The organism is Flagellimonas iocasae (assembly GCF_042682725.1).
Taxonomy (GTDB): Bacteria; Bacteroidota; Bacteroidia; order Flavobacteriales; family Flavobacteriaceae; genus Flagellimonas; species Flagellimonas iocasae.
Map to the genome: position 1 here is coordinate 23,875 of NZ_JBHUHU010000003.1, position 23,864 is coordinate 47,738.

The window sequence follows — 23,864 nt, forward strand, 5'->3', positions numbered from 1 at the left end:
TATCTGCTTTTTTACAGATATTTGTATATATCTGCTTTTTTACAGATATTTGTATATATCTGCTGATTAACGGATATTTTTAATACGAATACATGGTTGCCATACTTACGGGAGACATCAAAAACTCATCAGCTCATAAAACCACCAAATGGTTGCCCCTATTAAAAGAGGCCTTGGGTAAATATGGGAAAGAACCCAAATCTTGGGAAATTTACCGAGGTGATAGTTTTCAATTGGAGACACATCCAGAAGATGCTTTGGAAGCTGCCGTATATATAAAAGCAGCTCTCAAGCAGATTCGTAATTTGGATGTACGGATAGCCATCGGAATTGGCGAGAAAACGTATGATGGCGAAAAAATAACGGAGTCCAATGGACCTGCTTTTGTATATTCAGGGGAATGTTTCGAAAATCTCAAAAAGCAACATCTGGGCCTAAAAACGGCTAACTCAGATTTTGACACAAACATTACCCTGATGTTGGAACTAGCCCTTCTTACCATGGACGATTGGACACCCGCCATTTCCAAAACGGTGAAAAGCGCTATTGAACATCCAAAAATGAACCAAAAACAACTGGCTGCCGAACTCCATAAATCCCAAGGGAATATCAGTGAGGAGTTGAACAAGGCTGGCTTTGATGAAGTCCAAAAAATGATTCAATTCTACAAATCGCAACTCACCCAATTATGATACTGGCCCTTAAACTTATCTTGGCACACTTTATAGGTGATTTTGTCCTGCAGCCCGGTCATTGGGTAGAGGATAAACTTCAAAACAAGTGGAAATCCAAATTTCTCTATTGGCATATTGGCGTACATCTGCTGACCCTACTGCTCATCTTGCAGTTTCAATATTTGGGTGCGGTAGCCATCATTGTGATTTCCCATTTCCTCATTGATATAGGTAAACTCAGCCTTACCAACGAGAAAAATTACCGCTGGCTTTTCGTGGTGGACCAAATCCTACATATTCTCGTCATCGCGGCCATGATCTACTGGATTTCACCTTTTGAAATTGATTTCACCGCCTTATTCGGCGAGAAGACGCTGCTGTTGGTTACTTTTTTGGTCTTTGTCACATACGTCTGCGGCATTTTTATGCGCATGCTGTTGGCTCCCTATATTGATGAAATTGCGAAGGATGATGAATCCACCGAAGGGGGTTCCCTAAAAAATGCCGGCACCTACATTGGTATGTTGGAACGCCTTTTTGTCTTCGGATTTATCTTGATTCAACAATGGGCCGCCATTGGATTATTGATTGCCGCCAAATCCGTCTTCCGGTTTGGAGACCTCAACAAAGGCAAAAACCGAAAACTTACCGAATACGTCCTTATTGGAACCCTTCTGAGTTTCGGATTTGCTATTCTATCGGGAGTAGCCTACAGTTATTTGACCTCACTCCTCTAAATAAAAACAGGCCCAAAGGGCCTGCTTCTTATTCAACTCGGTTATGAACTATACCTCAACCTCCTGATTCCAAATTCCGGTTGCAGCAGTTTCAGTAGCATATTCCGAAAAATCCTTGGGCTTTCTACCCAATACTTTTTCAATATCATGGGTGATGACCTCATTGGCCTTGTTCCCAAGCACTTCAGAAAATAGATAATTGATCAACCAAACATAATCTGCCGGCACACCGAAGTCCTCCATCATTTTGGTGTAGGCAGGAAGCGAAATAGGTGTAAATGCAATATCTCGTCCAGTTGCTTGCGCAATCTCATTCACAACTTGCTGAAAAGTCAAAAAGCGAGGACCTGTCAACTCATAGATTTCCCCATTATGTGCATCATTCATCAAGGCTTCCACCACCACATCCGCAATGTCATTCGTGTCCACATAGGGTACCTTGGCCTCGGCCTGGGGCAAGGCAACATGCCCGGCCAAAATGGGATCCAAAAAGAAACTTTCGCTAAAATTCTGATTAAACCAGCTTGCTCTTACAATGGTATGATCAATGCCTGAATTGATGATCACTTGCTCACACAGTTCGGCCTCCCGCTCTCCTTTTCCTGACAATAGCACCACTTTTTTGATTTGTTTCTGCTTTGCGATTTTGATAAATCCTTCAATGGCTTCCAAAGCGCCGGGAACCGCTAAATCGGGTTGAAAAGTAATGTACACCCTATCCATTCCTTCCAAAGCGTTGGCCCACGTTTCTGGATTTTCCCAATCAAAAGAGGGAGTTTCACTACGTGAACCGATACGTAAGTTTTGATTCAATTGTCTCAATCGCTCCACAACTTTACGTCCTGTTTTTCCTTTTCCACCAAGTACTAAATAATTTGCTTTCATGATTTTCTTGTTCTTGTTATTAGACTATTTATTTTGAATTGATTGTTTTCTGATTGCTTTGCTTTACTCTGAAATTCCAGAACAGCAGTGTGGTCAACACAAACTCCGCAGCGATTAACCAAAAGCTAGGCGCTGAAAAAAAACTATAATGGGTTTCTCCAAAAGGAGCCATTAGATAAGGGACCGTAATAAGTGCATCCATCAGTGCACTGGTAAGGAACAGCACGAATCCGACCAGTAGTCCATGGGTTGTAGTGTCATTCGTATAGTAGAACCATGAACCCATCCAAACCAGAGGAATCACGACTAGTGAGAGTACTAGATTAGCCTGAAAATCCAAATCGTCCATAACCGGCATAAAATAGGAGAGCAGAAAAATGCTAACTCCGAAAATCCAGATGATAAGTCCGATAAATATTGCTCTAAAGAATTTCATTTGATTTTTGCTTTAAGATTACAGGGCAAAATTGCGTCAAACGCGCTGGGTCTATTTGTTTGAAAAGCAGTAAGATTTGTTTGAAAAGGATAACTTTGGAAAATGTCCTTGGTTTTCATCAACAACCGCAGATGGCGGATAATCCGGTTTTATTGTATCGGTTGGACCCTTGCCTTTGTGTTCCTGAGCATTGTTCGTGGTGTGGGCACCACCGAGATGGGCAGCCTTAAATTTGATTTACTTTCCAGCCTACTGATTTCCATCACTCTGGGCCCCATTATGGGATTGATTTCTGGCTTTGCCCAAATTCTTACTGAAGAACGCATCCAAAAACACCGTTCCTTGCTCAGACTGCTTTTTTTCCGGTTAGTCTATGGTATTCTATTCCTGATTTTATTGATTTTGGGAGCCTACGGTGTGTACCAGTTCTATTTTGGCACGTCCATGGGCATTGTGGATTTTGCCATTGATGAGAGAAGCGCCGCCATATATTTCTATGTGCTGTCAGTAGATGGTTTTTTGACGCTGCTGAGGCAAATCAATCTAATGCTGGGGGAAGGGAATCTTAGAAAGCTCATTCAAGGAAAGTTTTACACCCCGCGGGAAGAAGAACGCATTTTTATGTTTTTGGACCTTCACTCCTCCACCCAACTTGCAGAACAATTGGGCCATGTAAACTATAGCTTGTTGATTCAGGATTGTTTTAACGACCTTGGAAATGCCATTGCCAACAACCGTGCTGAAGTTTACCAATATGTGGGTGATGAAGCTGTTCTTACTTGGACTTTGAAGAATGGTCTAAAAAATGAAAACTGCCTCAAGGCTTTCTACAATTTTAAATTGACCTTGGAGAAAAGGCGAAATTATTATGAGAAAAAATATGGAGTGCTTCCTTTCTTTAAGGCTGGAATGCATTCAGGCTTGGTCACCGTGACCGAAGTGGGAAAATACAAAAAGGAAATTGCCTACCACGGGGACACGCTTAACACCACTGCCCGAATCCAAGGACAGTGCAACATATTGAATAGTGAATTGCTGGTTTCTAAGACAATCGCCGATTATTTTGATTCAAGTAGTTATGCATTTAGCGCTTTGGGCAGCATTTCCCTAAAGGGAAAGGAAGAAAAAGTACCCCTTTATGCGGTCACTCAACTCTAAAATGGGCTATTGCCGAATCTCACTAGGGCGAAACCCAAACTTTTTTGCGAAGGCATTGGAAAAGGAACTCAAGCTATCGTACCCCACTTGCCAAGCAGCCTCTTGAACCGTAGCTTCATGATTTCGGAGCAGTTCGTGAGCCTTTTCCATCCGTTGGTTTTGAAGGTATTTGAACACCGGAACGCCGAAAACTTCCTTAAAATTCTTTTTCAATTTAAAACTGTTGAGCCCTATTTGCCGGGATAGTTCTGTTAGCGATGGGGGGTTGTCCAATTGCGCCGAAAGGATCTCTTTGGCCTGAACTAATTTTTCCCGTTCCGAGGCCTTGATGGCGGATTTATCCATGGAGGCCAATTGTCCAAAAAAGTGGGAGAGCAAGGTTGTCATCTGACTCCGAAAAAACATCATTTTCGTTTTTCCTTCATACGAATTATGAAACACCTGGTCCACCACGGATTGCATCTCCGGGGTCATAAAAAATTGAGGCCCTTCCACAAAGTGGTCGTTTGGATTCACGAGTTGATTGAGCATTTCAGCGAACAGTTCCCCTTCCGCATTGGGCAATTTTTCCAAATTTCGGGGAGAAGTGGCAATTACAATACATTCTAATGGCCTATTCGAGGCTACGGTATGCTCAAATACCACCTTTTCATCAGCATAAAAAGAGAGCGCCAAACCTTTGGTGTATTGAAAATTCTTTTGGGTCTCCCCATATTTTACCGCAAGGTCCACATTGCCTGAACCGTAGAACGCCACCGCAATCACAGGTTCATCGAACAAGCAGGCGTCTTGTGTTGGCACATCGGCCTGAGCCTCCTCCACCAAAACAGTGAAATCATTAATGTCGATGATATCCCGGGTCATACATTGAAATTATCCAAATTTAGCCAGAATAATCAACTTGAATGGGAAACAAAAAAGCCACCCTTACAGGTGGCCCAAGCGATTTTGACAACATTCCAATCACTCAAAAAAATTATGCTCCTGTAAAACCTTCATACTCAACAGTACATTACTCACGGCCAAGGTCATCGACTTTGCAGAGATTGTGGCTCCAGAAATCGCATCAATATCTTCGCCGTAGGCCAAACTTTCCCCAGATTTTTTACCAATGAACTGTTTAAGCCAGCGTTGACTTCCCACTTGGCGACCATAATCTTCACGGTAAATCAGAATTTTGGATTTTTTAATGCTCATATCTGGATTGAAAAGCACTACATAATCAAATACTTTTTTCATGCTGGGGGCCTCACCCAAGTATAGGTATCCCAAGGATTTGCCTTCCTTGACAATGTTGAACAGGTTTTCTCCACCTAGTTCCACTTGGGTTTTTTCATTCAATGTGACATCTAACGCAAGCCGCTCCAAGGTGAATTCCTCCACCTCAAAAGTCGTTTCAACGGCATTATCTATTTTCTCCTGAAGTTGGGGAGATATCTTTTGTGGCCTGAAACCAAAGAGGGAAAGGGCCGCCAAAAAGACGGCCAAACTTTGTACCTTAAACTTACTTTCCCTCAACATTTTTAATGGATTTTTTGTCGGTGATAAAGGTGTTGATCAATTCTGATATCTTGTCTTGGGTGGCATTGGCCTCTTCCAAGTTGTAGAAATGCATGAACAGCGGCGAGTTGTCCACTTGTTTAAGTAGGGTCAAATCGGTGCTTCTATCATAAACTTGGTCCCAAGAAGCTCTGGCTTTGGCCCAGAAATCCTTATGCTTGGTCCACCAGTCTTGGGCTATTTTGCAGTTGTCGTCAGCCACTTTGGTATAAATGTTCATTCCTTTTTCTTCGGCCAACAGTACATCAGGTGTATCGTCTTTACGGATAATCTTGTCATTGTCCTGCTCATGAACCCAGCCATACGAGGTGATTTCTTGGCGGTTGCCCCGTTTCATGACGTTGTAATCGCTTCGCTTGGAATATTCCCTTCGGGGCAGTGGGGAATCCGTCTCATTTTCCCAGTAATGTTTCCCATCATAATGTACCCAAGTGGCCGAACCCGAATAGCGGGGGCTGTCATCCACTTGGTACACCTTTTGGGTCCACTGTCCTTTCACAGCATCGGCGGGAAGCTTTTGGAAGGTCCAGTTGTTGTCCTTGTCGTAATAGAAAACATCCTGGTTTTCGTAGAGCCAATCCTGACGCCAATGCTTAATAACTACGGTATCATGGACCACCAACAAATGCTGTAGCGAAATTTTGTTCTCTTCATCCACAATGGGTAGGGCCAACTCCAAAGCTTTTGCGGTGTAATCCAGCTTTTTTTCATAGTCGATTTCAGGCGCGAAGGTCTCCGTGTACTGAAAGGTGATCTCAAAACAACCGCACATATCCTTTATGGCTCTACGGTCCAATTCTTTCTTTTCCTGGGCGTGCATTACCAATGCGATTCCAAGGGCAAGTGTTGTAATAATGATTGATTTCTTCATAATGGTATCTAGTTAGACTGCTCAAAAATTGATTTGATAAAAATATTAATATTATTTAGACTGAATTAAAATAACCTATATATTTGCGACAAATCTAACTAGAATGAGTCTAAATAAAAATAAGTTTTCCATTTATTTTTCATTTTTTTTCTGCGTCGTAGCAATGGCGCAAGAAGCTGAACCCGTGGAAAAAGACTCAATGGCCATGCAAAACTTGGAAGAGGTCGTACTCACAGGCCAAATCAATAAACAAAGCGTTGACAAGTCCGTTTTTGAAGTAAAGGTGATTCCTCGGGAGACTTTGGACCGACTTGCAGGAAATACACTGGCCGACGTACTCAACCAATCCTTAAACATCAGCATACAACCCAACCCATCTACCGGAAAGAGCAGTGTGGAGCTCTTCGGGTTGGATGGTCAATACTTCAAAATTCTGGTGGACAATATTCCCTTAATCAATGATGAAGGGTTTGGAAACAATGCCGACCTCACCCAAATCAATCTGGATGATATTGAGCAAGTGGAGCTGGTGGAAGGCTCCATGGGTGTACAGTACGGTTCCAACGCGGTTTCCGGCATCATTAATATCATCACGCGAAAAGATTCGAACTACGAATGGGAAATCACTCCTTACGTGCAGGAAGAAACCATTGGAAATGAATATGGCTTTTTTGATCAAGGAAGACATATTCAGTCCCTCACTTTGGGGCATCGCATCTCAGAAAAGTGGTACATCAATGGTAACGTAACCCATAACGACTTTACAGGGCACCTTAACAATCGTGAAGGCGAATACCATCCACTAAATGACGGCCGCAGAGGATACGAATGGCTCCCTAAAGTGCAATACTCGGGTAAGGGTTTGGTGAACTATTCTGGAAAAAACTTTAGGTCATTCTATAGAATGGAATATTTTAATGAACAGGTGCAGCGATACGACTCCGTGGTTCGGGAAAACTACAATCCTTCCACCCAAACCAGTAATCCTACGGCTACCGATTCTGAATTCACATCACACCGATTCTACAACCACCTGAATGTGGCGGGAATATTCCTGAAGGCCATCAACTACGATATTTCAACGTCCTATCAGCAGCAAAAAAGGGATGTTGAGCAGTACAGTTATCGTATTAACGCACGGGAAAAATTTGACGTGGATGCCCAAGAATATGAATCCAGAAAAGGTATTTACTCCCGAGGAACCTTCAACGATTTCTTTCAATCTGAAAAAGTTGGACTACAATTGGGCTACGAGTTGAGCAACATTTCAGGCTACTCCTCCCCTTTGGCAGGTACGTTTAGTGGTAACAGCATAGACCGCAGACTGGAGGCTTATGATGCGTTTGCAACAGCGGAAATTGAACTGGGCAAACGATTTTCATTTCGGCCAGGGACCCGCGCCATGTTCTCATCCCAATTTAAAACACAAATGGCCCATTCCTTGAGTGCCAAATATGCTTTTGACAACGGCTATCAGTTACGGGCGGTTTTGGGAACATCACCCCGAAATCCAAATTTTGATGAACTGTTCACCTATTTTGTGGATGTCAACCATGATGTTCGGGGAAATACCAATCTCAGTCCAGAACGTGGTATCTCTTCCTTTTTTCACCTTAAAAAGAACTTTTTCCCTGAAGACCTTTCATGGCAATTGAGCTCTAAAATCTCTGCATGGTACCTCAATGTGGATGACCGCATTGAACTCACCATTGTCAATGAAAGTCCGTTGGCTTTCCAATACAACAACATAGATGTGTACCGCAATTGGGGCGCTTCCTTTACCAACAAAGTCGTTTATGGTAATCTTCAGTTTGACCTTGGCCTATCCTTCTCTGGGGAGAGTAAAGTGTTGAACAGCGAAGAATCCTTCAATGATGACTATCTCTATGCCCTTCAGGTGAGTTCCAATGTGGGGTATCAAATTCCGAAGATAAATGCCATGGTCTCGCTGTTCTTTAAATACAACGGTCCTGAATATCAATTTGTGCTGGATACCAATCAGGATGACCCCAGCTTTATTCGGTCCAAACGCGAAGGCTACGGATGGATGGATGGCTCCATTAAAAAGTCCTTTATGAACAACAAACTGCACCTCACGTTGGGGGCCAGAAACCTATTGGACATTACCCGGATAAACACGTCAACGGTATCCAGCGGTGGAGTGCATTCTTCGCCCAACAATGGACTGCTATTGGGCTACGGCAGGTCCTTTTTTGTAAAGCTATTATATAACCTAAATATTTAATCTTAAAACCAATTTCATGAAAAATTACACACTATATGTACTATCCTTGACCTTTCTGTTGATGGGGGCCAGTTGCAGTGACGACGACGGTGGGAGCACTCCACAACAAGAATTTGTCGTTGCTTTTGAAAATCCTTCGCTGAGTTTTGATACGGTTGATACCGAAAAAGAGGTCAGCTTGGTATTTTCAACCACTGCACCAGAGGATGGTTCCGTAACGCTGACCTATACCACGGATAACGCCGAGTACGATACCGATTTCACCACGGACCCTGCAGGAGCTTCGGGTGAATTGACCGTAAATTTTTCGGGAGGGTCCACTGGAACATCGTTTACCTTCACTAAGCTTCAGGATGCGATTGAAGGCACTACCAAAGCCGTTAATTTCACCATTTCAGCCGTTAGTGTTGTCGATGCCACCATTCAAGGGAACACTCAATTGGCGGTTAGCTTTACTGAAACCGCTGCACCTTCGGGTAGTGTGGCTCCAGAAGTAGGTGGCCCCAATGAGGACAATCAAGTGTATGTGGATTTAAGCTCCCTTACCGAAACCACAGCCCTTCGTGATAGCTGGGACCTTGCGTTCTATAGTGGTGATGCCTTTAGGGTAAAAATCAACGGTTCCATTTTTATGGCGGCGACCGCTTTGGAGAGCACCGATATTGATGCCGTTACCCCTGCTGATGTGGAAACCCTGCAACCCCAAGTGGCCGTTGCCACATACGATCCTGCCAACATGGCGTATGTGGATGATGTAACGGGAAGCATTGATGGTACTGCCATCGCTGCTATTTCAGAAACTGATGGCGACAATCCCGTATATTTGGTAAACTTGGGTCTTGCCGTAGGAACCAATGAGCCTGAAGTAGGAGCCGAAGCCATTCGTGGTGAGGCCCGTGGATGGAAAAAGATTCGTATCCTTCGTGATGGGGATGACTACGTGTTGCAATACGCCGATTTGGATGCCACTACCCATGAAGAAGTGACCATTTCCAAAACATCGGGATATCATTTTACTTTTTTCAGTTTTGAAACAGAAGAAACCGTGGACGTTCAACCGGCTGCAGACCGTTGGGATATCAACTTTACGGCTTTCACCAACGAAATTGAAGGTTTTGGTTCATACGGCTATGCCGATTTTATCACCACCAATATTTTAAGCGGTGCGGCTGCCTATATGTTGGAAACCTCACCCATTGCTTATGCTGACTTCACTTTGGCCGATGTGGATGAGGAATTGTTCTTGGACGGCCAGCGCGGCATCGGAAGCAGTTGGAGAAATGGTGGAGGCCCAGGCACGCTTCCCTCCTTAAAATCAGATGTCTTCTTTGTCCTTCGGGATACTGACGGCAACCTCTATAAAATCAGGTTTACAGCTTTAACGGATGAAAGCGGGGTGCGAGGCTATCCTGCGTTTGAATTCGCTTTGCTGTAAGACGAAGATTCATTATTCGGAAGCTCACTACGATACCTTTTGTTATCAATTTTGGGGTAAGTTTTGAGTTAGTTTGTGTGAAAACCGGGGCATTTGCTCCGGTTTTTTTGCTAAAAAGCACCCTAAACGCTTTTACGACAGCAAATAAACGGATAGCGTCAACCCAAACGCAGTCCCTAGGGTATCTTTATGAAAAACAATAATTTGATGGATGACATGGGAGTAATCGCAACAGATAAACGGGAATTGAAGTTCTATTACAGTTCTGCTTCCTCCATAGGCAAGCAGACGTTGGGCTATGTAAAAGCTTCCGAAAAGAAAGTTTTGGAAATTGATGTGACCAAGACCAAGGTCACCGCCACGCAATGGTCTGAATTGGCCGATTTGCTGAACATTCCCATCAAGGAATTGATCAATACTGAGCATCCAGAATTTGTGTCAAAATATGGCGAAAATCCAGATATCAGTGATGAAAACGATTGGTTCAAGATTTTGGAAAAAAGTCCACAGGTTTTTCAAAACCCTATTGTGGTCAATGGAGATAAGGCCTTTCAGATTGAAACCCCATCAGATATAGCCCCAATGCTGGACGGGGAAGAAAACGAATCGTAAAACAATCTATGGTACATCGCAGAACGGTTAGAAAAAGAACTGTGGCCCTTTGGGCCATTTTTATCTTGGTGGTGCTTGGGGTCACGGCCCAACTGCTGTTTACCAACAAGGTGAAGTATGCCCTTGCCAAAAATGTACCGCCGCACCTGAATCTGGAATACGGTTCGCTGAGCACCAATATCCTATTGGGCAGCATCACTTTGGAAGACATCAGTCTGGATCACAACGCGCAATTGTTCAATCTTCAGGCGAGGCAAATTAAAGTTTCTGGTTTGGGCTATTGGGCCTTGTTGACCAAAGGAGATATTTCAGTTTCGGATTTTAGTTTGAATGAGCCCGTGATGGTCCTTCAGAAAACAAAGACCGACTCCACCAAAACGCCATCAAACGGCTCAAAAAAGAGTGATTCAACCCGTATTGCCATTGGAAATTTCAGCATCAACAATGGACAATTGGAGGTGGTTGAAAATCCATCGGATAGCACCCAACTGTCCATCCAAGACATTAATTTTTCCGTAAGCGATATTCATTTCGACCCGGAAACGGCCCAAAACAAAATTCCATTTACCTACGGTAACTATGAACTGCACACCCAAAAACTGTACTATGATATGGGGCCTTACGAATTTTTGCAGCTTGATGCATTGCAATTCACTCCCGAGGAAAGCCACATCACCAATTTCGTGCTTCAGTCCAAATACAGTCGGGACGAATTGTCCAAAAAATTGCGGGTAGAGCACGATCATTACGACCTTGCCATCAACGCCATGAGCCTAAAACAGTTTCAATTTGGGTTTGAGACGGAAGAACCACAACTCCACATCCAAGAAATTACCCTGCAAGAACCCCATTTTCAGGTGTATCGGGATAAACTCCTCCCTGACGACACCTCGCATAAAAAATTGTACAATCAAGCCCTACGGGATTTACCGCTAGACCTTCAGGTGGACACCATCGCCATTCAAAAAGGTACGCTCAGCTATGAGGAACGCTTGGAGCTGGATGTGGACCCCAACAGCCTCCGGTTTACAGAACTTACGGCCACCATCAATAACCTACACAGCAAAAAAGAAGGTAAAGTGCAGGTGAATGCCGAAGCACAATTGATGGGTGATGGTTTCCTCTCCCTCGACTGGTCGTTTGACCCCCAAAGCAAGTCCAATGATTTTTTGGCTTCGGGAACGCTATCCGATTTCAAGACCGAATCCATCAACCCATTTTTAAAGACAAATTTAAGGGCCGAGGTATCCGGAGATGTAAACCAGATGTACTTTACCATCAGTGGAAATGAGGTGAAATCCACCGGGGAAATGAAAATGAACTATGACGAATTTGAGTTTGTGGTGCTGAAAAAGGATCGCTTGGGTGTGAACAAACTGCTCACCGCCGTGGTGAACATTTTCGCCCGAAAAAACTCCGACACCGACCCCGAAGGCTATCGCTACGGCTATTTTGATGTGGAGCGAAACACGGACAAGTCCTTCTTCAATTATTTGTGGATCAACCTAAAAGCCGGACTGTTGGACACGGTGACCGGCAAGGGTAAAAAGAAAACTGACTGAGTATGGCCGCACAACGCAAACGCATGTACAAGAGAAAACGATTCCTGGTTCCGGCCATCATCATCGTGTTGTTGGTGGCATTTCGGTTGGTGCTGCCCTATATCGTAAAAAATTATGTGAACAAGGTCCTGGCCGATATTCCCGGGTATTACGGTCAGGTGGAGGATATTGACCTTTCCCTGATCACCGGGGCCTATACCATAGACCAACTGTATTTGAACAAGGTGAATGCCGATACGGAGATTCCCTTTCTCAATTTTGAACGGACGAACATTTCCATTGAGTGGTCTTCACTTTTTAAGGGTAAGATTGTGAGCGAAATCAACATGACCCGCCCTTCGCTGATTTATGTGTTCGAGGACCAACAAAAGGAAACCCCGGAAGATGCCGATATTGACGATTGGACCAAGGCGTTGACGGATTTGGTGCCCATAGACATCAACAAATTGGAAATCCATGACGGAAAAGTGGCTTTTGTACAGCTCACCGCCGACCCCAATATTGATTTGCACCTCAACCAGATTGAGCTCTACGCCACCAACCTGCGCAATGTGGAACGCACCGGGGAGCGACTCCCCTCCGACCTCGTGGCCGATGCCGTCTCCATTGGTGAGGGAAACCTGCATTTGGAAGGCAAAATGGACTTGGTAAAACAAATTCCCGATATGGATTTGGCCCTCTCGTTGGAAAACGCCAACGTTACCGCCCTCAATGATTTTACGGACCACTACGCGGGCATTGATTTTGACAAAGGCGAGTTTAATTTCTATGGCGAAATGGCCATTGCCGATGGCTATCTGCAAGGTTCCCTAAAACCCATTATAAAAGATGCCAAGCTCATTGGCAAGGACGATGCCTTTTTGGAAACGCTGTGGGAAGGATTTGTGGGCTTCTTTAAATTTATTTTGAAGAACCACAAAGAGAACACCCTCGCCACCAAAGTACCCATTGAAGGTGACCTTAACGATGTACGCACCAAAACATGGCCCACCGTCACCAACATTTTTAGGAATGCTTGGATCAAGGCGTTTAAGGGAATCATAGATGACGACATTGACTTTACCGATGTGCAAAAAACGGCCAAAGAAAAGGAGTCGAAGAATAAAAAGAAAGACAAGGACTAGCCTTTCAGACTTCAGATATCAGACCTCTAAACCACTGACTTCTGACCACTGACTTCTGACTTCTGACTTCTGACTTCTGACTTCTGACTTCTGACTTCTGAAATTTATTGTTCATTGTTCACTGTAAATTGTACAAAACCCCCAGTTTTTTTATGGTTTTTACACAATGCTAATTAACTGAATTTCGGTACTTTAACAGCTCAAAACTCCCCTCCCTCAAGTCTTAGTGGAACATTCTTTATGTAAATAAAGAGGACTGATTGTATCGGGTATGTCCTCTATTTAGGTGTATAGATATTTATTCTGTATTAGAATCAAAGAAGTTGAGCATAATTTGAACTAATGATTGAAGTTCACATTTTACATTTAGTTTTAGGAGTAATTCTATTCTTTTTAATCAATTGGATTGGAAGACATTCATATTCAGTTGGCTATATGCAAATTTCTATGTTTCTGAAAGTTGAAGAGGCTCCTGCATTTAACTTTCTTTTCCGAATAATTGGTCCAATTGTATATCTTTTTATTGTTTCGGCGATTCTTTATAAAATTAGGTTAGACAAATTTGTAATTAACATTTACTTTATCTCAATTTACTATGTCTTATTTAGATTATTATTTAACCTAGTCACAAATCGTGGACTTCTAATGAATTGGTATCGTCAAATTCTTTATTGGATATCTATAATTTCGATTTCATATTTTGCATATTCAGAAATTATTTTCAGGAAAGAAAATATACTTCCTGATTTCGAAACTATTTCAAATGAATTGTGGATAATTATTTTAATCTTTTTATTTCAAACTTTCAATCAGATTAGAGTTTCTTCAGATAAAACCATAAAAAGAAAAGAAAACTATTTAGAGAGTAGATATAAGAATTTCCATGAGAAGTATGGAAAATTCATAAATGAAAATATCAAAAACAACAAATTAAAATCCATTGTATATGCTTTAATGATCTATGAAGATTTTAATAGACCAAAAATTACACGAATTGCTGAAAACATAAGCTTTATATTGACAAAACAGAAGCATTCTCTTGGTTTAATGCAAGTTCAAACAGACAATCTCATCACTGATTTTGAAAGTGTCAAATTAGGAATTGATAAGGTGAAAACTGCTTATGAAAGAGCTTTAAAAGATAGAGGGCTAGAAAATATAAATAAAGAAGACTTTAATAATCGTGGAGTCCATCATTATGAATGGGATCTTAAACGTAGCATTATAAAAGATTATAATCCAGATGGACCATATATCTACGAAGTTTCTGAATTAAGTAATAATATATTCGACAAGTTTTTTTCCGAAAACAAGGACTATCTAACACCCTATTATAATGAATAGTAAATATTTGTAACAATTCACAAATCGAAGAAAAATAAAAATTATGCCCAGCTACCATGACCATAATAATGACTATGACCTTTGTTAAGAATCGATATTTATGATCAAGCAAAACCCTTTTTCCGTTTACGATTTTTTGGGCTATTTAATCCCAGGTTCTCTAGTAATATATGCCTACCTTATAGTGGATTATCTCAAGATAAATGAGTCTTTTGTCCCTTTAGACTTTATAAAAAACTTTTCGAACATTGAACTCGAAGGTTTTTTCTTTTTTGTAATAATATCATATACAATTGGGCACTTAATCAGTTTTTCTTCTTCTATAACAATAGAGAAATATGCTAATTGGAGATATAGCTACCCTTCAAAGTATTTACTTAACATGGAGCATAAAGGGTATTGGAAATCATGTGGTAATTGGAAGGATGTAGTGTGGAGAATTGTTATGATAATTGTTTTGTTTCCATGTGTGTTTTTTGACTGGATTTTTGGACAATTACTGGGATTTAAAAGATTCTATAAAAAATCATTGGATGAATTCTTACAAGAAATGATTGTGTCCAAAGCCAATAGGCTAATACATCAACTGGGCCTTGATAAATTAGAAAACCCAGAGAAATATGATAACGGAAAAGGAAATGATTTTGATTTTCATAGAATAATTACCCATTATGCTTATGAAAATAGTAAGCAACATCAAGCGAAAATGAGTAATTATGTCGCTCTGTATGGCTTCTTGAGAACATTGAGTCTCATTTTCAACATACTTGCAACTTACTTTTTTATTAGAGTTATTTGTTTCCTTGAGTTTAATCTAAAAAACGGATTAATCTTGTTCACATTGACTGGAATTTCATATTTGTCTTTTATGGCATTTATGAAATTTTATAGACGATATACTTTGGAGGGTTTAATGATTATAGCAATTGACAAAGAAATTTAAAACCAGTTTTCAATAATTGTTATAAGTAATTGTTTGCTCCCCAATCTATACTACCCAAAATATCCAATAAGTCTGAGTAACACTTTTCCGCTATTTGGAACAATGGCTCTCCCAAATAGGTAACAGGGTACTGAGCAGCTTTATCCAAATAACTGCCATAGATTTCTGTAAAGTTTTCCATGTGTTCAGGTGATACTTCCATCAATTGAGCCACAAGCGATATTAAATCCAAACTATACAATCCACCATCATCCAACCCTAAATTCCGTAGAGCTTCGGTGAGTTGGCTGTGTTTTAAATCTTGTTGTATCAGATGAATGATTTGGGACTTTTCAATCATATTGATTACTATTTTTTGATATTCAAATGTAAAACAAAATTACATTAATGCAAATTAAATATGCATTTCAAAATGTCATTTATGAAATGAAGATATTCATAAGTGTAAAACATACTTGCATTTTGTACATTTGGCTTAATGAGTGAGAAGTTCAATAGAATCAAAGAAATCTTGGTCAGGCAAGGTGTTAGTCAAAAAGACTTGGCACTACAACTTGATAAAAATGAGCACACAGTCTCAAACTGGTGCATCAACAAATCCCAGCCTCATTTGAAGGATTTATTTAAAATCGCTGAGATCTTAGAAGTGGATGTTTGTGAGTTGCTTGTATCTACCAAAAACTAACCCCTTTTAATCCCATGAAAAAAATAATAACAACCATCGTATTGGTATGGGCTACTTTTTTTGTTGCTCAAGCCCAAAATCTAGTTGTAGATCAGTTAAGTATTGAAGTACTAAAAACCAAGGGAGTTTCCCGAAAGTTCAACGTAAGGTCCTTAAATACCTCGGATTCCAAAAATCTTTCCAAAGCGCTCACAAGATGTAAAATAGAATCATTGGACCAAAGCCCCGTGGATGTAAATGCTTTTTCCTTATTGGATACAGTAAACAAAATCCGGTATAAAATAGGGGATTTTAAAGCATATCGTGCTGTGGGTGCCCAATCAAAAATGTTCTTGAACGAAGAAATTCTTAATGAAGACGGTGAGCCTTTCAAGGATTTACCAGAATTTGACCCAAATCATCAAGATAGTTTTTATACTTACATCTTTGAAGGTTATTCCAACATGGCGGTCCCAATCGATTTTGGCACAGGCTCTGGAATATTTTCAAAAAACAAAAAGTCAAGAATCCTTTTTGTACACTATGATTATGTCGACTACAATAAATTCACAGCCGAAATTTATTTTTACCTGTTCAAAAATCTGCCAAAACAGCCCTATTTTGAGCTTTATTATGGTAAAAGTTTGGTGAGTCAGATAGAATTTTAATCTCGCAAACACACGAGATTCGTGCCATAGTTTTAAAACACCTTCCCCTTTTTTCTGACCAAAAAATTACAGGTAGCTATCATGCTTCACCAAAGCATGGTTTTGTCGAAAAACCTTACATTATACAGACAAATTACAATGGTCTGCCCTACTTTTCGTTATTTTATGGCATAACCCAATCAAACCCCATTTTGCAAAACCATAACCTACCCAAATTTTCAATCCAAACTAGCATAGTAACATGGTTTGTGGTCCTGTTGTTTGGTTTGCCAAATTCCACTTTGGCCCAATCTTTTCAAAGATTAAATACCCAAAATTTTAAAGGAGGGTATCAGGGTTTCAGTTCTTTTGTGGATTACAATGGAGACGGGCATCTGGATATTTTTGTGACCGGGGTTGACTTTGACAATGGATTTAACCATGCCGTTTTTTACCAGAGCCATGGGGATATGAGCTTTTCCGAAAGTCCCATAAATACTATTCCCAGGGTAATTTACGGCGATCATGCTTGGGGGGATTTTGACAATAACGGCTCACCCGACCTACTCTACTCGGGTACCACCAGTGGTTTTTCTGAATATGGTATCACCAAAGTTTTCAGAAATTCAAACAATGGCTGTGAGTTTGTGGAATTGCCTTTGGCATTGCCAGGAATATCCAAAGGGTCCAGTGATTGGGTGGACATTGACAATGATGGCTTGCTCGATATTTTTTTGGCCGGTATGGACATCAACGATGAAATGTTGATCACAGCCTTTAAAAATGAAGGCGGAGACGTGTTTACAGAACAGACCTTGAACACCATTGACAATATTCCCGGTGGACGGGGCAATGGTACCATGTCAAGTGCCGAATGGGAAGATCTGGACGGGGATGGATTGCCCGATTTGGTACTGGCACTTTCCACCGATCAAGATTTTACCTTCGAAATCTATAAAAATCTCGGAGGCTTTCAGTTTGCCAAACAAACTACCGTATTGCCCAAATTGTCCTATGTGGCCATGGATATTGGTGATGTTAACAACGATAGCCTTCCTGATATTGTTTTTACTGGAAGTCCTAACTTGAATAACAATACTGGAGATGGAACCGGTGATTTTTATGTGTATACCAACAATGGAAACATGAACTTCACCAATACATTTAGAATTGCAGACGAGGGTGTTTTATTCAATGATATTGAGTTGGGCGACTTGGATAATGACGGGGACCTCGATGCCATTAATTACGGTACCGGTCCTTGGGGAACCTACCCAGAAAACACGAAAATTTATAGGAATAACGGGAATGGTGCCTTTTCCAATTTTTCGCATTCCTTGCCCCAATGTATGTTTGGAGGTGTTGAGCTTGGTGATTTTGATAATGATAATGATTTGGACATTCTTTATTTTGGAAGGAAAACAAACCCCACTGATGATGAAATCACCTATATCTATGAGAACAAACTGCTTAATGAAGAGGTGCCCACAGCAATATTGGCAAACCAAACCTGCGATTGTGACAACACCCTAAATTTTTCATTGAACAATGATTTTGATTCGGTTGATTGGAATTTTGGAGACCCCGTTACAGTAGGCCTGAACGTTTCCACGGAAAGAAAACCCGCCCACCTATTTTCAAATGAAGGCACTTATACGGTTTCCGCGACATTTACCCAAGGTGCCATTACCAATACATTGACCAAAGTTGTGACCATAAGTGGGCTCCCCGCCATTGCACAACCCGCCGATTTGGCTTCTTGCTCCAACAGCAATAATGTGGAATATGATTTTAATCAATTAAAAGATACCGAAATACTGAATGGAGCCTCTCCGAATGATTTTACGATCTTCTATTATACTTCGGTGGAAAATGCCGAAGCGGACAATTATAGGTTATCCATGCCCTACGCAGGTCAAGGGCTAGATGAAACTATTTATGCAAGGGTCCAAAGCACGGTTAATTCCAATTGCTACCTCATTACCGATTTTAAGATTATCAGTACTCCTGCCCCTATTGCTAATCCTCTCGACGATATTCTGATGTGTGATGAGGATTACGATGGTTATGCTGAATTTGATTTGACACCCTTGGAAATTATCATTATTGGAAGTCAATCCGGCATGACAGTTGAATTTTATGATCGTAACGGAGACCTAATCCCTACGGGTTCCCTAAGCGCCTATCAAAATACCCGTATGGACTCGGAAACCATCACCGTAAGGATTGTAGACACCCTTTCCAATTGCTATTCGGAAACTACCACAGATTTGATTGTAAATCCAATTCCAATGGTGGAGACTTCGTATGAACTGTTTGGTTGCGATGATACTAATGATGGTTTTTCAGAATACTTTGACACCTCCAACATATCCGAAACAATTATCGGAAACCAAACTAATATGGAATTGGTGTACACAGACCGTAATGGAGTCGAGTATATGGATTTACCCAACCCCTACACCAACACTGTCGCCTTCCAAGAAACAATGATTGTCACGATCACAAATATCTTAACGGGTTGTTCCACAGAAACCGATTTGATTTTTACCACCTCCAGTAAACCAGAACTGAACCAAATCGAAGACATTTTGGAATGTGGTGATAATGATGGATTTGCGTTTTTTGACACCTCGAACATAGAAACCCTACTTATAGGGAATCAAGCTGGCTTACGATTATCTTATTTTGATGAGGATGGTGCTCCGTTGATTGATTTTGTTTCGGACTCCTATAGAAATTCAACTCCTTTTGAACAAGAAATAGTAGTTAGAGCTGAATATGAATCAAACCCCACCTGTTATGCTGAAACTTCCTTTACCATAATTGTAAATACAATCCCAGAAGTCAATTTGCAGGAATCCTATTCGCTTTGTGACCTAGAGCCTTCTTTGGAGTTGGAAGTACCTGCAATATTTGATTCCTATGCATGGGTTTTTGAAGATGGAACGGTTTTATCAACCACATATAGCGTATCCATTACAACCGAAGGGAATTATTCGCTTGTAGTGGACAAGGCCGAAAATGGAATTGTTTGTGAAAATTCATATACCTTCTCGATGGTTCGGTCTGAGCTGCCCCACATTGCACAGGTAAATTTTCAAGAGTTGTCAGGGCAGAACTATATAGAGATCATAGCCTCTGGTGATGGGGATTTTGAATATTCCATTGATGGCATCAACTTTTTTGATGATGCTACCTTTAACGGAGTCATAGGTGGCGAATACACCGTCTATGTGAGAGATAAAAAAGGATGTGGTGAAGACTCTGAATCAGTAACCATAATAGACTACCCCAAGTTTTTTACACCCAATGGGGATAATGTCAATGATTATTGGCAGATTTTAGGAGCATCCGAATATCCCAACTCAGTAATAACCATATACGACAGGTACGGAAAACTTATTACTAATTTCTCCTCCTTGGACAATGGATGGGATGGAACTTTTTTAGGTAATCAAATGATTTCAAATGATTATTGGTTCAGTGCTGATCTTGGAAATGGCAGAGTTTTTAAGGGACATTTTACATTAAAAAGATAAAACTCGTGATTATTTCAGCAGATATGATCATGTTAAAACACCTTCCCCACTGCTTCAATCGTCCTATCCAAATCGGTATAGCTTAACGCATCATTTAAAAAGTAGCTTTCAAAGGCAGAGGGGGGTAAATACACCCCATTGTCCAACATGCCATGGAAATATTTTTTAAAGGTATCGTTGTTGCCCTTGGCCGAGGAGGCGAAATCCACCACCGGTTCGTCCGTAAAATACACGGAGATCATACTGCCATAGCGGTTAATCTGGTGGGTCACTCCTTTTTCGGTCAACACTTGGGCAATGCCATTGTGCAGGTATTCGGTTTTCTCGGAGAGACTCTTAAAAATTTCTGGACGGTTGTTCAGTTCGGTGAGCATGGCGAGTCCGGCACTCATGGCCAATGGGTTTCCGCTTAAGGTTCCCGCTTGGTACACCGGCCCCTCCGGGGCTAAATGGGCCATAATTTCGGCTCGGGCCGCAAAAGCACCCACGGGCAGTCCACCTCCGATCACTTTTCCAAACATCACCATATCGGCATCCACTCCCAAAGCTTCCTGTGCACCACCTTTCCCCAATCGGAAGCCGGTCATCACCTCATCAAAGAGCAATAGAATTCCTTCTTCGGTGCAGAGTTTGCGTAAACCATAGATAAATTCATCCGTGGGAATAATACACCCCATATTACCCGCCACAGGTTCCAAAATAATGGCTGCGATTTCGTCTTTATTGGCTTCCACCAGAGCTTTCACCCCTTCCAAATCGTTGTAATCCGCCAACAGGGTGTCCTTGGCAGTGCCCTGCGTCACCCCAGGACTATTGGGACTCCCAAAAGTCACGGCACCACTCCCCGCTTGTATCAAAAACGAGTCGGAATGACCATGGTAACAGCCTGCAAATTTGATGATCTTGTCCTTGCCCGTGTACCCGCGCGCGAGGCGCACCGCACTCATACAGGCTTCGGTACCACTGTTCACAAAGCGTATTTTGTCAATATTCGGCACCATGGAAACCGCCAATTGGGCCAGTTCGGTCTCAATTTCGGTGGGCATGCCAAACGAAGTGCCTTTTTTGGCCTTTTCAATCACGGCATTGATCACGGGTTCATACGCGTGACCCAAAATCAGTGGACCCCAAGAGGCAATGTAATCGATGAGTTGGTTGCCATCCACATCATAGAGGTAGGCACCCTTGGCCTCCTTTACAAAAATGGGGTCGCCCCCTACCGCTTTAAACGCCCGCACCGGGGAATTTACCCCTCCGGGGATGTATTTTTTCGCCTCAGCAAAGAGGGCACTGCTTCGTTGGTAGATCATATACTTTATGTCATTCCCGCGAAGGCGGGAATCTATATTTTATTTGTTCAGGTAATTCAAAATCTGTCATTGCGAGAAATACCCTTCGACTACGCTCAGGGTACAGTCCTTCTGAGATCCTTCGACTGCGCTCAGGATGAAAGTTGCAGCAAAGGTACATATCCTGCAACTTTCTTGGAAACGGAAATTGGTGGTTCAACACGGACAAAGTCCTAAATGTCACATCGAGCGCAGTCGAGATGTCATCTCGGAGAAAGTCGTTCTCGACTGCGCTCGAACTGACAGCTTTAGCCGTCATACTGAATTTCCTGCCCGTCCGGCAGGCGGGAGTTCAGGTTGACGATTGGTTTATTTTTATTTCGCTTTTTCTTTTCGGATGTTCAGTACCTGCCCTATAGAAATGTTGGTCCCGTTTAAATTGTTGAGCCGTTGAATCTCGTCCACCGAGATTTCGTATTTGCGGGAAATGGCATAAAGGGTATCGCCCTTTTCCACCACGTGGGTAAATACTTCATATTGCTTAGGCTCACGAACCGTGGATAAACCACCTTCAACAACAGCTTCATCGTATTGGTGCAAGTCGTACCGCTCAATTAAAGCAATCAACTTTTGTGGATAGTGTCGGTCCGTGGCATAACCCGCTTGTCGAAGACCGTGTGCCCATTTTTTGTAATCGTCCCGCCTGTAATTGAACAAAAAGGCATAGCGGGAACGTGAGGACAAAAAGATACTGTGATCCCGAAACGAGAACATGGGGTGGTTATACTTTCTAAAGCATTCTCCCTTAGCATCATCATCGTGATAATCGAATTCGCCCTGCCAACCCGTATGGCATTTAATACCAAAATGGTTGTTGGTCTTTAAGGTAAGTTCGCCTCGACCAGAGCCACTTTCCAAAATACCCTGTGCCAACGTTATACTGGCCGGAATGCCAAAGGCACGCATTTCGTACTGGGCCACTTCGGCAAAGGTCTTGATATATTCCTCGGTATCGGAAATAGGGAAACGCTCAAACCGCCCCGGGTCTGCTGGCATGGGATAAAGGTCCTTGGCCACCTCGGTTTCTGTGTCGGTAGTGGACTTGGTGGTAGGTTCCTCGTGTTTTATCACCACGGGAGCCCCATTTCTATGGGTCGTCCTTCTTTTTTTAGCACCACAACTGGTCAGCAAAAATGCAACCAACAGCACATATCCTATTCGCCTGATCATACGTCCAATAACGGTAATTTTTTTTGTTCCAACACCTGGTTCATGCCTTTTATACCTTGTATTCCCCCCGTGTGGATGGCCAAAATTTGGGTTCCCTTTGGGAAAAAATCCTGTTTTATGAGTTCAAAAATACCAAAAACCAACTTTCCCGTGTAAATGGGGTCCAAAGGAATTCCCGTTCCCTTTTTAAAATCATTGATGAATTGCACCAACTCCAGGGTCACTTTGGCATAGCCTCCAAAATGATAATCGGTAAGCAACTGCCAACGATCATTTTGCGCAAATGTACGGATATCCGCCTTCAAAAAATCACCCTTCAATGCGGGGAATCCCAAAACGGTCTGATGTGGTTGGGATGAATTGATAAGTCCCGCCACCGTGCCACCTGTACCCACACTGCAGCAGATATAATCGAAAGTGGAATCGTCTTCGGTCAGGATTTCGGCACAACCTTTCACGGCGAGTTCGTTTGTGCCGCCTTCGGGAAGGAGGTAAAATTCACCGAATGTATCTTCTACTTGTTGAATGAAATTGGATTCGGTCTTATTTCGGTAGGCACTTCGCGATACAAAATGAAACTGCATTCCATGATCATTTGCCAATTTCAACGTGGGATTATCTTCCCAATTCCCCTCCAATTCTTCACCGCGAATCACCCCAATGGTTTTGAATCCCTGTTCATGTCCGGCACAGGCCACCGATGCAATATGGTTGGAAAAGGCCCCACCAAAGGTGAGCAAGGTATCTTGATCCTGATTCTGGGCTTCCAACAGATTGTATTTGAGCTTGCGGTACTTGTTTCCCGAAATCAGGGGATGAATGGTATCTTCCCGTTTAATGTGAAGGGTCACCTCTTTTTCATCAAGAAAGGGCGACTCTATTTTTTGATTATGTGTTTTCAAATGA

The 23,864-nt window shown here is 42.0% G+C and carries 22 protein-coding genes; 13 read left to right on the forward strand and 9 right to left on the reverse strand.

Features of this window, described 5'->3' with window-relative positions:
- The first annotated feature begins 92 nt into the window (after nucleotides 1-92).
- On the forward strand, nucleotides 93-692 hold the full coding sequence (locus tag ACFSJE_RS07450) for a transcriptional regulator (protein ID WP_379830358.1): 600 nt from the start codon (nucleotides 93-95) through the stop codon (nucleotides 690-692).
- The gene (locus tag ACFSJE_RS07455) at nucleotides 689-1,411 is read left to right on the forward strand and encodes a DUF3307 domain-containing protein (protein ID WP_379830359.1); all 723 of its coding nucleotides are present in this window, start codon (nucleotides 689-691) and stop codon (nucleotides 1,409-1,411) included. The genes ACFSJE_RS07450 and ACFSJE_RS07455 overlap by 4 nt, the downstream gene beginning before the upstream one ends.
- A 48-nt stretch (nucleotides 1,412-1,459) precedes the next feature.
- On the opposite strand, the gene ACFSJE_RS07460 is transcribed toward ACFSJE_RS07455, so the two are convergent.
- The gene (locus ACFSJE_RS07460; protein ID WP_379830360.1) at nucleotides 1,460-2,296 is read right to left on the reverse strand and encodes an NAD(P)H-binding protein; all 837 of its coding nucleotides are present in this window, start codon (nucleotides 2,294-2,296) and stop codon (nucleotides 1,460-1,462) included.
- A 28-nt stretch (nucleotides 2,297-2,324) separates the two neighbouring features.
- Nucleotides 2,325-2,732: a DUF5367 family protein gene (locus ACFSJE_RS07465; protein WP_379830361.1), complete on the reverse strand. Its 408-nt coding sequence runs from the start codon at nucleotides 2,730-2,732 to the stop codon at nucleotides 2,325-2,327.
- A gap of 102 nt (nucleotides 2,733-2,834) precedes the next feature.
- Here ACFSJE_RS07465 and ACFSJE_RS07470 point away from each other — a divergent pair, with 102 nt between their 5' ends.
- Nucleotides 2,835-3,890: an adenylate/guanylate cyclase domain-containing protein gene (locus ACFSJE_RS07470; RefSeq protein ID WP_379830362.1), complete on the forward strand. Its 1,056-nt coding sequence runs from the start codon at nucleotides 2,835-2,837 to the stop codon at nucleotides 3,888-3,890.
- A 6-nt stretch (nucleotides 3,891-3,896) separates the two neighbouring features.
- On the opposite strand, the gene ACFSJE_RS07475 is transcribed toward ACFSJE_RS07470, so the two are convergent.
- The 3 genes from ACFSJE_RS07475 to ACFSJE_RS07485 all read right to left on the reverse strand — a co-directional run bounded on the left by ACFSJE_RS07475 (nucleotide 3,897) and on the right by ACFSJE_RS07485 (nucleotide 6,321).
- A complete protein-coding gene (locus tag ACFSJE_RS07475; protein ID WP_379830363.1) occupies nucleotides 3,897-4,754 on the reverse strand; it encodes a helix-turn-helix domain-containing protein in 858 nt (285 codons plus the stop codon).
- A gap of 99 nt (nucleotides 4,755-4,853) precedes the next feature.
- Nucleotides 4,854-5,411 (reverse strand): FMN-binding protein, encoded by a 558-nt coding sequence (locus ACFSJE_RS07480; protein WP_379830364.1) that lies wholly within the window; start codon nucleotides 5,409-5,411, stop codon nucleotides 4,854-4,856.
- Nucleotides 5,395-6,321: a DUF6607 family protein gene (locus ACFSJE_RS07485; RefSeq protein WP_379830365.1), complete on the reverse strand. Its 927-nt coding sequence runs from the start codon at nucleotides 6,319-6,321 to the stop codon at nucleotides 5,395-5,397. Before ACFSJE_RS07485 ends, ACFSJE_RS07480 begins: the two co-directional genes overlap by 17 nt.
- Nucleotides 6,322-6,424: 103 nt before the next feature.
- Between ACFSJE_RS07485 and ACFSJE_RS07490 the strand changes: the two genes are divergently transcribed.
- From ACFSJE_RS07490 to ACFSJE_RS07520, 7 genes are all read left to right on the forward strand, one after another.
- The gene (locus ACFSJE_RS07490) at nucleotides 6,425-8,566 is read left to right on the forward strand and encodes a TonB-dependent receptor plug domain-containing protein (protein WP_379830366.1); all 2,142 of its coding nucleotides are present in this window, start codon (nucleotides 6,425-6,427) and stop codon (nucleotides 8,564-8,566) included.
- A 16-nt stretch (nucleotides 8,567-8,582) separates the two neighbouring features.
- Nucleotides 8,583-10,001, forward strand: coding sequence for an HmuY family protein (locus ACFSJE_RS07495; protein WP_379830367.1), 1,419 nt, complete (start codon nucleotides 8,583-8,585; stop codon nucleotides 9,999-10,001).
- A 189-nt stretch (nucleotides 10,002-10,190) separates the two neighbouring features.
- Entirely contained in the window at nucleotides 10,191-10,613 is a 423-nt protein-coding gene (locus ACFSJE_RS07500) for an arsenate reductase family protein (RefSeq protein ID WP_379830368.1), read from the forward strand.
- Nucleotides 10,614-10,621: 8 nt separating this feature from the next.
- Nucleotides 10,622-12,175, forward strand: coding sequence for an AsmA family protein (locus ACFSJE_RS07505; protein ID WP_379830369.1), 1,554 nt, complete (start codon nucleotides 10,622-10,624; stop codon nucleotides 12,173-12,175).
- A 2-nt stretch (nucleotides 12,176-12,177) separates the two neighbouring features.
- Nucleotides 12,178-13,299, forward strand: coding sequence for a DUF748 domain-containing protein (locus tag ACFSJE_RS07510; protein ID WP_379830370.1), 1,122 nt, complete (start codon nucleotides 12,178-12,180; stop codon nucleotides 13,297-13,299).
- 342 nt (nucleotides 13,300-13,641) lie between these two features.
- Complete coding sequence (locus ACFSJE_RS07515; protein ID WP_379830371.1) at nucleotides 13,642-14,643, forward strand: hypothetical protein; 1,002 nt, start codon at nucleotides 13,642-13,644, stop codon at nucleotides 14,641-14,643.
- Nucleotides 14,644-14,743: 100 nt separating this feature from the next.
- On the forward strand, nucleotides 14,744-15,586 hold the full coding sequence (locus ACFSJE_RS07520; RefSeq protein WP_379830372.1) for a hypothetical protein: 843 nt from the start codon (nucleotides 14,744-14,746) through the stop codon (nucleotides 15,584-15,586).
- 19 nt (nucleotides 15,587-15,605) lie between these two features.
- Here the strand turns inward: ACFSJE_RS07520 and ACFSJE_RS07525 are convergent, their stop codons facing one another.
- A complete protein-coding gene (locus ACFSJE_RS07525) occupies nucleotides 15,606-15,926 on the reverse strand; it encodes a hypothetical protein (protein WP_379830373.1) in 321 nt (106 codons plus the stop codon).
- A gap of 138 nt (nucleotides 15,927-16,064) precedes the next feature.
- On the opposite strand from ACFSJE_RS07525, the gene ACFSJE_RS07530 reads away from it, so the two are divergent.
- The 3 genes from ACFSJE_RS07530 to ACFSJE_RS07540 all read left to right on the forward strand — a co-directional run bounded on the left by ACFSJE_RS07530 (nucleotide 16,065) and on the right by ACFSJE_RS07540 (nucleotide 20,439).
- The gene (locus ACFSJE_RS07530; RefSeq protein WP_379830374.1) at nucleotides 16,065-16,271 is read left to right on the forward strand and encodes a helix-turn-helix transcriptional regulator; all 207 of its coding nucleotides are present in this window, start codon (nucleotides 16,065-16,067) and stop codon (nucleotides 16,269-16,271) included.
- A 14-nt stretch (nucleotides 16,272-16,285) separates the two neighbouring features.
- The gene (locus tag ACFSJE_RS07535; RefSeq protein ID WP_379830375.1) at nucleotides 16,286-16,918 is read left to right on the forward strand and encodes a hypothetical protein; all 633 of its coding nucleotides are present in this window, start codon (nucleotides 16,286-16,288) and stop codon (nucleotides 16,916-16,918) included.
- A 281-nt stretch (nucleotides 16,919-17,199) separates the two neighbouring features.
- Entirely contained in the window at nucleotides 17,200-20,439 is a 3,240-nt protein-coding gene (locus ACFSJE_RS07540; RefSeq protein ID WP_379830376.1) for an FG-GAP-like repeat-containing protein, read from the forward strand.
- A gap of 32 nt (nucleotides 20,440-20,471) precedes the next feature.
- Here ACFSJE_RS07540 and hemL read toward each other — a convergent pair whose 3' ends face one another.
- The 3 genes from hemL to ACFSJE_RS07555 form a co-directional block, all read right to left on the reverse strand.
- A complete protein-coding gene (gene hemL, locus ACFSJE_RS07545) occupies nucleotides 20,472-21,749 on the reverse strand; it encodes a glutamate-1-semialdehyde 2,1-aminomutase (protein ID WP_379830377.1) in 1,278 nt (425 codons plus the stop codon).
- 354 nt (nucleotides 21,750-22,103) lie between these two features.
- Nucleotides 22,104-22,958, reverse strand: a complete 855-nt coding sequence (locus ACFSJE_RS07550; RefSeq protein WP_379830378.1) for a glucosaminidase domain-containing protein — start codon at nucleotides 22,956-22,958, stop codon at nucleotides 22,104-22,106.
- Nucleotides 22,955-23,860 (reverse strand): 1-aminocyclopropane-1-carboxylate deaminase/D-cysteine desulfhydrase, encoded by a 906-nt coding sequence (locus tag ACFSJE_RS07555; protein ID WP_379830379.1) that lies wholly within the window; start codon nucleotides 23,858-23,860, stop codon nucleotides 22,955-22,957. The genes ACFSJE_RS07550 and ACFSJE_RS07555 overlap by 4 nt, the downstream gene beginning before the upstream one ends.
- Nucleotides 23,861-23,864: the final 4 nt, after the last annotated feature.